This is a genomic window from Sphingobium sp. Cam5-1, from assembly GCF_015693305.1.
GTDB lineage: Bacteria > Pseudomonadota > Alphaproteobacteria > Sphingomonadales > Sphingomonadaceae > Sphingobium.
Map to the genome: position 1 here is coordinate 1,304,433 of NZ_CP065138.1, position 12,197 is coordinate 1,316,629.

Annotated in this window: 11 protein-coding genes; 2 read left to right on the forward strand and 9 right to left on the reverse strand. The window is 63.3% G+C overall.

Annotation, left to right across the window (positions count from 1 at the left end; all coding sequences use genetic code 11):
• Positions 1–7: 7 nt before the first annotated feature.
• From IZV00_RS06605 to IZV00_RS06635, 7 genes are all read right to left on the reverse strand, one after another.
• Complete coding sequence (locus IZV00_RS06605; RefSeq protein ID WP_196226329.1) at positions 8–1,231, reverse strand: XrtA/PEP-CTERM system-associated ATPase; 1,224 nt, start codon at positions 1,229–1,231, stop codon at positions 8–10.
• A gap of 19 nt (positions 1,232–1,250) precedes the next feature.
• Positions 1,251–2,831 carry a hypothetical protein gene (locus IZV00_RS06610; protein WP_443020074.1) on the reverse strand — a complete coding sequence of 527 codons (1,581 nt, stop codon included), beginning with the start codon at positions 2,829–2,831 and terminating at the stop codon, positions 1,251–1,253.
• Positions 2,831–3,748, reverse strand: a complete 918-nt coding sequence (locus IZV00_RS06615; protein WP_196226331.1) for an exopolysaccharide biosynthesis protein — start codon at positions 3,746–3,748, stop codon at positions 2,831–2,833. Before IZV00_RS06615 ends, IZV00_RS06610 begins: the two co-directional genes overlap by 1 nt.
• A gap of 11 nt (positions 3,749–3,759) precedes the next feature.
• The gene (locus IZV00_RS06620) at positions 3,760–5,277 is read right to left on the reverse strand and encodes an XrtA system polysaccharide chain length determinant (protein ID WP_196226332.1); all 1,518 of its coding nucleotides are present in this window, start codon (positions 5,275–5,277) and stop codon (positions 3,760–3,762) included.
• A gap of 1 nt (position 5,278) precedes the next feature.
• The gene (locus IZV00_RS06625; protein WP_196226333.1) at positions 5,279–5,923 is read right to left on the reverse strand and encodes an XrtA/PEP-CTERM system exopolysaccharide export protein; all 645 of its coding nucleotides are present in this window, start codon (positions 5,921–5,923) and stop codon (positions 5,279–5,281) included.
• A 133-nt stretch (positions 5,924–6,056) separates the two neighbouring features.
• Positions 6,057–7,289: a pyridoxal-dependent decarboxylase, exosortase A system-associated gene (locus tag IZV00_RS06630; RefSeq protein WP_196226334.1), complete on the reverse strand. Its 1,233-nt coding sequence runs from the start codon at positions 7,287–7,289 to the stop codon at positions 6,057–6,059.
• A complete protein-coding gene (locus IZV00_RS06635) occupies positions 7,286–8,818 on the reverse strand; it encodes an acyl-CoA ligase (AMP-forming), exosortase A system-associated (RefSeq protein ID WP_196226335.1) in 1,533 nt (510 codons plus the stop codon). The genes IZV00_RS06630 and IZV00_RS06635 overlap by 4 nt, the downstream gene beginning before the upstream one ends.
• A 50-nt stretch (positions 8,819–8,868) precedes the next feature.
• Here IZV00_RS06635 and IZV00_RS06640 point away from each other — a divergent pair, with 50 nt between their 5' ends.
• Positions 8,869–9,876 (forward strand): GNAT family N-acetyltransferase, encoded by a 1,008-nt coding sequence (locus tag IZV00_RS06640; RefSeq protein WP_196226336.1) that lies wholly within the window; start codon positions 8,869–8,871, stop codon positions 9,874–9,876.
• Positions 9,877–9,905: 29 nt separating this feature from the next.
• Positions 9,906–10,196: a phosphopantetheine-binding protein gene (locus IZV00_RS06645; RefSeq protein ID WP_196226337.1), complete on the forward strand. Its 291-nt coding sequence runs from the start codon at positions 9,906–9,908 to the stop codon at positions 10,194–10,196.
• Positions 10,197–10,356: 160 nt separating this feature from the next.
• Here IZV00_RS06645 and trxB read toward each other — a convergent pair whose 3' ends face one another.
• Both trxB and IZV00_RS06655 read right to left on the reverse strand, forming a co-directional pair.
• Positions 10,357–11,319, reverse strand: a complete 963-nt coding sequence (gene trxB / locus IZV00_RS06650; RefSeq protein ID WP_196226338.1) for a thioredoxin-disulfide reductase — start codon at positions 11,317–11,319, stop codon at positions 10,357–10,359.
• Positions 11,320–11,448: 129 nt separating this feature from the next.
• Entirely contained in the window at positions 11,449–12,186 is a 738-nt protein-coding gene (locus IZV00_RS06655; RefSeq protein WP_196226339.1) for a peptidase, read from the reverse strand.
• Positions 12,187–12,197: the final 11 nt, after the last annotated feature.

Here is a 12,197-nt window from a genome sequence, read left to right on the forward strand (position 1 = left end):
TGAAGCGTCAGGCAGCAGCGCTGTGCGGCGCGTCGCCCATCCGCTGTTCACGCTCGACCCAGTCCACCAGCAGCGTCAGCACGCGGCGGAGCGCGGTATCCTGTTCACCCACGCGGAATTCGAGCGAGGACAGCCGTTCCTCGATCAGGGTGAAACAGTCCTTCAGAGCCTCCGGGTCCACCGCCTGGATGGCGGTCTGTTCGATCCGCAGCGAATCGACCTCCGCGCGCAACGTGGCGATCTCATCCATCAGCGCGGGCGATGGCTCCGGCTGGCGCGAGCGCAGCGCATTGAGTTCAGCGCGCAAGGTGTCGCGCGCCGGCTCCGCCTGCGGTGCCACCGATGCCGCGACCGGAGCCGCAGCCGGCGCTTCCTCCGCGCGATCCAGCACGGATGTCGGCATCGGCTGCACGGCAACGTCGCTGTCCGCGCCCATATCCTCAATCACCGCTTGCACCGCAGCCGCGTCGATCTCCGACAGCTGATCCAGCGCACCCAGCAGCAGCACGCGGCTGGCCAGCACATTGACCCGGCGCGGCACGCCCCCCGTCGCGGCATAGATGGCGGCGAAGGCATCCGACGTGAATTGCGGATCACCATTCCACCCGACGATCGACAGGCGATGCAGGATATAGGGTTCGATCTCTTCGGGCTGCATCGGATCAAGATGATGGGTTGCGATCACGCGCTGCCGCAGCTGTTCCAACTGCGCCGACTTCAGCAGATCGCGAAATTCCGGCTGGCCCAGCAGGAAAATCTGCAACAGCGACTGCCCGCCCAGCTGGAAGTTGGAAAGCATGCGCAACTCTTCGATCGCCGAGACCGACAGATTCTGCGCCTCGTCGACAATCAGCAACGACCGCCGCCCCGCCCGCGCCTGACCATGCAGGAACGCTTCGATCTGCCGCAAAATCTGCGCCTTCGGCATGTCGTCGGTCGGCAGGCCAAAGCTCTGCGCGGTGAGGCGCAACATGTCGTCACCGCCCACCTGCGTCGAAACGATCTTGACGGCGGTCAGCCGCGCCGGATCGATCGTCGCCATCAGGTGCCCGACCAGCGTGGTCTTGCCCGCGCCGATATCCCCGGTGATAACGATGAAGCCTTCACCCTGCGCCAAACCGTAGCCCAGATAGGACAGCGCCTTCCGGTGCGTCGCACTTTCGAAGTAGAAATGTGGATCGGGGGTCAGCTGGAAGGGGCGGCCCTCAAATCCGTAGAACTGGTCGTACATCTCTTGTCTCCGGACGCGATTAGAAGCTGTACCGCAGGCCGACTTGGCCCATGGCGTTGATGACGGCATCCAGATCGTCCGCCTTGGCACTGTCGAGCCCAAGCGAAGCGGATGCCTGAAGATTGCGGTTGATGAGGCGGTTGTAGCTGGTGAACGCGCCCAGATTCAGCACGTCGAGCCGCGCGCCGCTCGCATCGAAATAATTGGCATAAACGGCGCTATCCAGGCTGGACCGGCTGTCGATCACATAGCTTAGCGAGGCGGTGCCATACCAATTCTGGTCCCGAGTACCCCGTACGAACACCGTCTGGCCCGAAGGCGTCACGAACTTGCGCTGCGAATAGCCAAGGCCGACGCCAAGGCCCCATGGCCCCCGCTGCGCCGCATATTGGGCGGCAACGCCCCGATAGCGGAAGTTCGCGTCCGTGACTCCGGTCAGCGCGTCGTTGAAGCACTGCCCACCCCCGCTTTGCGAGAAAGCGCAGCCGGTGAAATCGCCGGTGAACGGATTACGCACGACATTCAAACTGCTGCCCGAAACCGCCGCGACATTGGACGTGATGATCCGCCCGAAGCTGTCGATGCCGTCAAACACCACCAAGGCAAAGGACTGGCCGCGACCCTGCCATACAAAGCTGCCCGTATAGGTCATGCCGCCATAGCGTTGGCCGACCCGCGCCTCAAGCGAGGTGCGGCGGTTGGGGCGCCACAGCACGCCCACATCCCAGATGATGTCGTCGAAATCATAGATCAGCGCGCGCGGCGAACTATCGTCAGTGACGTAACGGCCGTTGCGGATGACCGGCACCCCGCTCCCGTCAAGCTCAGGCGAGCGCTGGCTGATCTTGATCTGTTCATAGCCCACGCCCCCTGCAACGGCGACAGTCGGGGACACCGGCAGCGTGGCATCCACGCGGCCCCAGGCATCCTCAAACCGCTGATCAAGCTCGCTCGCATCCTCCCGGTCATAGCCAGCGCTAGCCACGATGCCGAGCGGCAGCCAAACACCCGGCGCCACGCCGACCGACCCCGCCAGGCTGTGCGAAATCGAGTCAGCGAAGGAGCCGACATTAGGCGCTCCAGCAAAATCGGCATTCACATCCTCATCAACCCGCGCATAGCCGAGACGATAAGAGGCCGTGACGTCGATGTCGCCGAAGGACGAGGCATAGGACGGCCCTACATAACCGGCATAAACCTGGCTCGTCTGGCTGTCGTTCAATGTCACCGCGCCCGAAAGGCCATCCGTACGAATGCGCGTCGCAAGCGCCCCCGCATTGAGGGTCAGCCCATGCGACACCAGATACTGTCCTGACACGATACCGCTGATCACGTCCTGATCGCTGGCCTCGCGCCCCCAGCCGAAACTGTGATTATATTGAACATCAGCGACGGCCTCAACGCGACGCGTCTGCACCTGCGCCGTCAGTCCCGCCGTCACATTGGTATAGGTCAGGACATCGCCACCGCCTTTCAGCGGCGCGAGCACAGCCTGATCGACACCCAGATAGGGCGTGACTTCGACCTTCCGTTCCTGCGCCATGGCAGGCGAAGCGGCGAGCGATATTGCGCCCAGCAACCGAAGGGAAGTGCGCAGCATCATGCGTCGTCGCTCCCCTCACCATAATAGCTGCCAAAGCGGCGGCCGCTGGCGGAGAAGGTGACGCCATTCAGCAGCAACTGCACCTGCCCCGCTGCCTTCAGCATCCCCGCCGCGTCACGCAGCGCGCTTTCGCTGGTCTGGTCGGCACGCACCACCAACAGAGCGATGGCGGCATGGCTCGCCAGCACGGCACCCGCCGACGCAGCGAGCAAAGGCGGCGAATCGAACAGGATTATCCGGTCCGGCCGCCCCTCGGTCAGGCGGCGCAACAGCGTCTCGGTCCGCGCCGAAGCCAGATATTCCGTGTCATTGTTGCTCCGCTGCCCCGCAGGCAGGACCGCAAAGGACGGAATGTCCGTACGGATCACACAATCCTCGATAGCTATCGACGGATCGGCGATGGCGTCCATCAGCCCCGGCCCGCTCGTCAGCCCCAGCGCCTCGGGAATGCCCGGCTTGCCGAAGTCGGCATCGACCAGCAATAACTCCCGATCCTTCTCCGCCGCCAGGCTAAGCGCCAGATTGATCGCGCAGAAGCTCTTACCCTCCCCGCTATGCGCCGAGCAGACAAGCACGCGATTGCCGCGCGGATCATCGCCAAGCTGCGCGAGCAGGTCGCGCTTCAGCAGCCGGAACTCCTCGCTGATCGCAGTCACCGGACCGTCAGGCAACAGCCAGCCATTTTCGGCCAGAACAATCCGATCGATGCTCTGCACCGGCCCACGCCAGTCAGGCGCGCGATATCCCGCCTCCACCGCCACCGGCCGAGCAATCTCCACCACCGGAGGCAACGGCTCGCCAACGGGCACCTCGACCGCAGGAGCGGCACGCCCCTGCAAGGCCGCACTGAAATCATAGATTTCCGTCGCCCGCTCGATCAGCGAACCTTTGGAAAGGGAGCTATGCTTGTTCATCTTGCTGCTCCTCAGGCCATGCCACGCTGGATGAATTCGACGAGGATCAACAGCACGCACAGCGCTGCCAGCCCCCCGCTCGCACCGGCGAACCATTTCAGCCGCTGCTTTTCGACCGCCCTCTGCGCGGCACTCACCGTCTGCGTGATCGAACCGATGACCGGCAGGCCAACCGCTCGCTCCAGCCGTGCCGCCGTCGGGAAGCTGCCCTTGAGCTGCCCCATCGCAAAGGCGCTACCCACGCCCGCGCCGATCCCGACGATCAGCACACCCAGCAGCAACAACGGCCGGTTGGGCGCAGACGGCGCGGTGGGGGCGCTCGGCGGATTGATCACGCGGAACTGAACAGAGCCAGTCTCGGTCTTCACATCGCCGCGCAGCCGCACATCCTCGCGATCGGCCAGCAACTTGTCATATTGGGTTTTCAAGACCTCATAATCGCGATCGAGCTTCTCCTGCTCGGCAGCAAGACCCGGTTCGTCCGTCTGGCGCGAAGACATGGCGTTAAGATCAGCCTGAAGCTGCGCCTTGCGCGTCTGCAACGCCTGAACCGTCGCCGCACGCTCCGCCTGCATCGACTTAATCGACAGATACGCAGGGTTGGGCGAACCAGCCGCCCCGCCACCGCCACCACCCTGACGGCGCAGCGCATCGACCTGACGCTGGGCTGCGATCACATCGGGATGGTTGCTGGTCCAGCCCCGCGCCCGCATTCCGGCAAGGTCCGCCTGCGCCTGCGCCAATGCGGAAGGACCACCCGACGCGCCAACGCCCGGCAGCACCTGCGGCGTTCCGGCAAGCTGGCCGTTCATGGCGCTGAGCGCGCTCGAAGCCTGCACCAGCTGCGATTCGATATTGTTGATCTCCATCCGCGCCGCGTCCATGCGCTGGCCGATCGAGCCCGCGCCCGGCAGCATTCCCGCATAGCGCTGCTCGAACTCCACACGACGCTGTTCGGCGGCGGCCAATTGACGACCGCGCGCCGCGATCTGCTGGTCAAGGAAAGCGAGGCTCTGCTTCGTCTCGACCCGGTCAGACGACAGGTTCGTTTCCTGGAAAATCTCGATCAGCTTCTGCACCGCCTGCTGCGCGATCCGCGCATTGGCACCGTCAGAAAGACTTGAGTCCGCAGATTTGGCGCTGATGTCGATCATGCTCGGATCAGCCTGCGCCATCACGGTAATGCCTTCGCGCAGCGCCGTGATCTTGGCCGCCATGTCGCGCGGGCCGCTCACCGTCTGGTTAAGGTCGGTCTCCTTGACCACCCGCTCCAGATTGGCGGTGCTGGCCAGCGTCTGGCGCACGCGATCCAGATCCTGCTGCGACTGGACCTGCGTGATGCCGACCTTGTCCTGCAGCAGCGACTGCGTGTTCACATAAACCCGCGCCTTGCTCTCATAACTGTTGGGCACCAGAGCCACGCCCAGCCACCCCAGCATGCACACGCCCCACGCCACGCCCAGCGCCAGCCAGCGCCGCGTCCATATGCCGTGAAGGGCAATCAGCAGTTCGTCGTAAAGACCCGCCATATCAGAACATGCTTTCCGGAATGATGATGACATCGCCCGGCGCCAGCATGACATTCGCCTTGCTGTCGCCGCGCTTCAGCAGGTCGCCGATGCGGACGTTGAATTCCTGCTGCTTGCCCTGTTCCTTGTTGAAGCGCACGAGCCGCGCCCGGTTACCCGCCGCATATTCGCTTAAGCCCCCGACTGAGATCATGGCGTCAAGCAGCGTCATGTTCGCGCGATAGGGAATGGAGGCAGGCTTTTCGGTCGCGCCGACGATCCGCACCTGCTGGCTGAAGGTGCCGGAGAAGTTGTTGACGATCACCGAAACAAGCGGATTCTCGATATATTTGGTGAGCGCAACCTTCATGTCGTCGGCCAGCTGCTTGGGCGTCTTGCCAACGGCGGGCATGTCGGCGACCAGCGGAGTCGTGATGCGTCCGTCGGGCCTTACCTGAACCTTCGCGCCCAGTTCCGGATTGCGCCATACGAAGACGGTGAGGTCATCGAGCGGCCCGATCACATATTCCTCGCCCGGCCCCTCCTGCTGCGCCACGAAGGACGCCGGTGGCAACTGGGGACCACCGCCTCCCGAAGCGCAGCCGGACAGCGCCAAAGCAGGCAGCGATGCGGCGATCAGAGCCCGGGAAACCGACAGGAAACGCATATCTTCACCTCATGACATGGCCGCACGCCAACGCAGCCGCCAGGGAGGTGAAGCGGCCGCAAAGCGATGGGCTTTGGGCCTCTTCTTGGCCCTAAAGGGTAAAGATACGGTTAGGCGTCAAACTATTGGTATATCAGCCAAGTAATAGTTCGAGCGCAGGCGGGTGCCCCAAAAAGCCGGAAGGGCTCGCCGAAGCACCATAGGCTCCCGCGGCGAAGATCGCAATCAGGTCCCCTTCCACAACCGGCGGCAAAGCTACCTTGTCCCCCAGCTTGTCGATCGGTGTGCACAGACACCCCACAACCGTCACCGCCTCTTCCGCGGGCGCCACGCCATAACGGTTCGCCACCGCCATCGGATAGTTGCGCCGCACCACCGTGCCGAAATTTCCACTCGCCGCCAATTGATGGTGCAATCCACCATCCACCACGACGAACGTCTCGCCCTGGCTCTGCTTCACATCAACGACGCGGGTCAGGTAGACGCCCGCCTCGCCCACCAGCCAGCGGCCCAGTTCCATCGCAAACTCGCTCTCCGCCAATATGTCCGGACGGGCGTTCAACGTCTGGCCCAACGCCTCACCGATCGGCGCAATGTCTAACCGCTGATCGCCCGGGAAATAGGGAATGCCAAATCCCCCACCCAGATTGACGAGCGGCGGCGCAGTACCCACTACATCCGAAAGCCGCGCCGCCAATCCCACAGTCGCCGCCTGCGTGTCGATCAGCGCCTCCGCATCCAGCGCCTGCGATCCCGCAAAAATATGCCAGCCGCGCCAATCGGCTCCAGCCTCGATCAACAAGCGTGCAAGTGCCGCCGCCCGATCCGCATCGACGCCAAAGGGTTTGGCCCCGCCGCCCATGCGCATGCCCGACCCTTTCAGGTCAAAGTCGGGATTGACCCGCACCGCCAGCCGGGGCATCCGCCCGCGCTTCTCGGCGATGGCGAGCGCTCGCCGCGCTTCACCCTCCGACTCAAGGTTCAACGTAACCCCCGCGTCTATCGCGGCGGCAAGTTCATCGTCGCGCTTACCCGGCCCAGCAAAGCTCACATGCGCGGCGTCCATCCCGGCTTCCAGCGCCCGCGCCAGTTCCCCGCCCGAAGCCACGTCGAAACCATCGACCAACCGCGCCATGCGTTCCAGCAGCCCCGGATAGGGGTTCGCCTTCACCGCATAATGAATCGACAATTGCGGTGGCATGGCTTCACGCAAACTGCTTACCTGCCGCTCAACAATCCCCATGTCATAAACGAACAGCGGCGTATCCCCCGCTTCGTCCACCAGGCTTGCCGCGCCGCATCCGCCGATCAGCAACATGCCTTCCTCACCCTCGAAAAAGGGCGGAACAGGTCCCATCGGCTTCATCTGTCATATTCCTTGGCCAGTGCCACTCGGTCGATCTTGCCATTAGGCGTCCGGGGAAAATCCGCCAGCCTGATGATCGTTCGGGGCTGCATGAAGTTTGGCAATTCGGTCTTCAACCTCGCCTCGACCGCCGCCTCGGCATCAGCGTCGCCAGACCGGATAAGCAACAACACCGCCTGCCCCAACCGTTCATCCTTGATGCCCAGCGCGACGGCCTCCGCCACCCCGGGCACCGCCACCGCCGCTTCCTCAATCTCGGTCGGACTGATGCGATTGCCCGAGGATTTGATCATCGCGTCATCACGTCCAACGAAATAGAGCAACCCCTGCCCGTCCCGCCTGACGCTATCCCCCGACCAGACTGCCATGCCGCCATAGCGAGAGGATGACGGCGCAGGCTTGAACCGCTCGGCCGTGCGCGCCTCATCCCGCCAATAACCCTGCGCCACAAGCGGCCCGCAATGAACCAGCTCACCCGCTTCATCATCGTCCGTCACGCTGCCGTCCGGCCGCACCACCAATATCTCCGCATGCGGTATCGCCGACCCCATCGAGTCTGGGTAGCTGTCCACCAAGGCGGGCGGCAGATAGGTGGAGCGAAAAGCCTCGGTCAGCCCATACATGGGATAAAGGTCGGCCTCGGGGAAAAGGCCGCGCAATTTCGCCACCAACGGCCGGGTGAGCGCGCCACCACTATTCGTCAGGCGCTTCAGCTTCCCCGCCACCTCCGGCTTCCATTCAAGCTCGGTCAACTGCACCCAAAGCGGCGGCACCCCGGCCAGCGTCGTGATGTCACGCTTGTCCACCGACTTCATGACGTCACGCGCCGTCAGATAGTCGAGTGGATAGACGCACCCGCCCGCATACCAGGTCGAAAACAGCTGATTCTGCCCATAATCGAAACTGAAGGGCAGCACGCACAAGGTCCGGTCCTCGGCACTGAGGCCCAGATACCGAGCCACACTCGCCGCACCGAGCCAAAGATTGGCGTGGCTGAGCATCACCCCCTTGGGCCGCCCGGTCGATCCACTGGTATAAAGGATCGCCGCCAGATCATGCGGCCCGGCCTCGGACGGCGGCAACTCAGCACCACCACTCATGGCCGCCGCTGCGTCCTCCTCCCGCAACAGACGGCAGTCATCCGGAACATCACCCTGCTGCAAAGTGTCAAGCCGCGCCGGAGTGCCGATCAGTAACCGTGCGCCGCTGTCGGCCAGGATGTGAGCCACCTGCGCATGTTTCAGCAGCGGATTGACCGGCACATGCACCAGCCCCGCGCGCGGGGCCGCCAATGGCATCAGCGCGGCGACCGGCCCCTTGGCAATCCAGCTTGCAACCCGCGCACCCTTTTTCAGCCCGAACCCCGCCAGCCAGCCCGCCAGGCGACCCAGCGTCGTTTCAAGCTCGGCATAATCCTGCGACCCCGATCGGCCATCCAGCGCCGGACGCGCCGCCTCGCCCCGCAACAACAGGTGGTCGATCGGGCGAACTTCCTCGCCATCGATCAGGGTGGCGCTGCTTAACTCCATTTCCAGACTTTTCACCTAAGGCATGGGGACAGTGCCGGGGAGATAATGATTTGCTGGTCACAAGGGAATACAGCACGATCGCGGAGGCCCGGCAGGCGCTGGGCGGACGGATGGATCGCGCCGCGACGCCCTCCCTCTTCGACCGCATCGACTGGTTCGAATCGCTGCACGAACATTGCTTCGCCCATCAGCCCATCCGCGTCCTTCAGGCGATCGAGGGACAAGTCGAAGCATGGCTGTTCCTGCTGTCGCCCTCTTCTGAACGGCAGAGCGCGCTTGCCAACTGGTACAGCTTCGCCTGGTCGCCCATATATCTCGGCCATCCTGACGAGCCGATGCGCCGCCGTCTGGCAGAGATACTCGCCGCCGAACTGTTCAAGACCGGCCGCCACATCGACTTCTACCCGGTAGGCGATACGGCGGAGATGCTCCTTGATGCCTTTCGGCGCAGCGGCTGGTTCGGCGTGCGGCGGCCCATGGGCGGACGCCATATGCTCGCCCTAAACGGCCACGACTTCGCCGCCTATTGGGCGGATCGTCCCAGCCGCCTGCGCAATCAGGTCCAACGCAAGGCCCGCTCCAGCCGCTTCACCATCGAGATTCGTGATCAGGTCGATGACGCCCTGTGGCACGACTATGTGACGGTACATGCGAGCAGTTGGAAACAGCCAGAACCCGGCCTCTCCTTCCTCCGCGCGCTGGCAGAGCGAGAGGCGGCCGCCGGAACCCTACGGCTCGGCTTTGCGCGCCTCAACGGACAGCCGGTAGCAACCCAGCTTTGGACCGTCGAAAATGACGTCGCCCTGATCCACAAGCTCGCGCATGATCGGGCCTTCGACGGCGCTTCTCCGGGCACATTGCTCAGCCACGCGATGTTCGCCCATGCCATAGATACCGACAGAGTGAGCGTGATCGACTATGGCACCGGCGACAATCCCTACAAGGCGGAATGGATGGAGCAGCGCCAGACGCTCTACCGTCTCGACTTCTTCAATCCACGATTTGCCTCGACATGGATTCCCGCCGCGCGAACCGCGATTTCCGCCCTTGTGGGCTGAAGGCGGAACGACTAGGTAAGCCCCCCATCATGCGGGCGAAAACCTCTATGCCGGTCGACCGGACAAGCGACACGACGAATGCGATGCGCGATCTGCTTCGCGATGTTCTGGCCCTATCGCAGGAACGCGTCGATGCGTTCGACGCCGACACGCCCCTGTTCGGCGCTTTGCCCGAACTGGACTCCATGGCCGTCGCCACGCTGCTGACGGAGATGGAAGACCGGCTCGACATCCTGATCGAGGATGACGACATTGACGGCGAAACCTTCGAGACCTTCGGCACGCTGGTTGCCTTCGCACAGACAAAGCTAGAGGCCTGACCCTCTCATCGCCCCCCACCACCCGTTCGGGCTGAGCCTGTCGAAGCCCTCTTCTTTCCTTGAAGGATAATGAAAGCCCTTCGAAAAGCTCAGGGCGAGCGGAAGGTAGCGAAGACCCAGCAAAACGAGGCACGCAACGCGCGCCCCGCTCCACGCCTTCTCACTCAGCTGCCATCGCCTCAAAATCCGCCTCGGCCAGGAACTTCTCCACGTCCAGCGCAGCCATGCATCCCATGCCCGCTGCCGTCACCGCCTGCCGATAAATCTTGTCGCTGACATCACCCGCCGCGAACACGCCAGGAATAGAGGTACGCGTCGTACCCGGTTCCACGATCAGATAGCCTTCATCCATAGGCAGCTTGTCCACGAACAGCTCGGTCGCAGGCTGATGCCCGATCGCGACGAACGCCCCGTCCGTCTCGATATGCGAAGCCTTGCCCGTCACCGTATCGACCAGATCGACGCCGACCAGCCCTTCCGGATTACCGCCACCCACGAACCGCTCGATCTTCTGATTCCACAGCACCTTGATGTTCGGATGCGCAAACAGCCGCTGCTGCAAGATCTTCTCCGCCCGCAACGAATCACGGCGATGGATCAGCGTAACGTCATGGCTATGGTTGGTGAGGTAAAGCGCCTCCTCGACCGCGGTGTTGCCGCCGCCGATCACGACCACCTTCTTGCCCCGATAGAAAAATCCATCGCAGGTCGCGCAGGCGGAAACGCCCTTGCCCTGCAACAGCTGCTCGCCCTCGGTGCCCAGCCACTTCGCCTGAGCGCCCGTCGCGATCACCAGAGAGTCCGCGAAATAGCGCGTCCCGCTATCGCCCGTCAGGCGAAAGGGACGCTCCGACAAATCGACATCGACGATCTGGTCGTACATCATCTGCGCGCCGACATGCTCAGCCTGCGCCTGCATCTGCTCCATCAGCCACGGCCCCTGGATCACGTCGCGGAAGCCCGGATAATTTTCCACATCAGTCGTGATGGTGAGCTGCCCGCCCGGCTGCATGCCCTGCACCACGATCGGCGCCAGCCCCGCGCGCGCGCCATAAATGGCTGCGGACAGGCCAGCCGGCCCCGAACCGAGGATCAGCATGCGAGTGGAATGGGTAGCGGTCATTATATTCCCCAGCTCTTTGGATTCGTTTGTCGGGATGAAATAGGCAGCAGCGCCGGGCGCGCAAGCCTGACTATCGCATGGAAATGCTTGGGCGCGGGCAAGCTGCGCCTCCCCCTGCCACTCCGAACGTCAATCAATGACGTTGGGCAGGTCTTCAAACCCCTTGCGCAGCGCCGCCGACCAGCTGAGAGAAAGCAGCTGAAATTCCTCGTTATCGGCCTCGATACGGGTGCGGATACGGAAATCAAACTGGCCGCGCTCGATCACCGTCAGGTCCAGCGGCATGCCCACCGACAGGTTGGATCGCAGCGTCGAATCCATCGACACCAGCACCGCCTTGGTTGCATCCTCCAGACTCGTCTCGCGCTTGATGATCCGATCCAGGATCGGCTTGCCATATTTATGCTCGCCAATCTGGAAAAAGGGCGTGTCCTCCGTCGCTTCGATGAAGTTGCCCGCCGAATAGATAAGGTAGAGGCGCGGCTTTCCCCCGCGCCGCTGCCCCGCGAGCAGGATGGAAGCATCGGCCCCAGAACCCTGCATTTCTATGGTGCTGCGGTAATGATGCTGCATCTCGCACATGGCGTCGCCGACCAATTGCGCCGCACGGTGCATCGTCGCACAGTTAAGGATGCTTTCAACGTCCGGATCGACCTGCGAATCCTTGATCGCGCGGCCCAGCATCGTCTTGACGCCCTGCGTGATGGACAGGTTGCCCGAACACATAAGCACCAGCGCCCTCTCGCCCGGCACGCTGTAGGTAAAGCTTTTCCGAAAGCGGGCGATATTGTCCATCCCCGCATTGGTGCGGGTGTCCGACAGCATGACCAGTCCTTGGTCCACGCGCACCGCCACACAATAGGTCATCGCCCACCGGG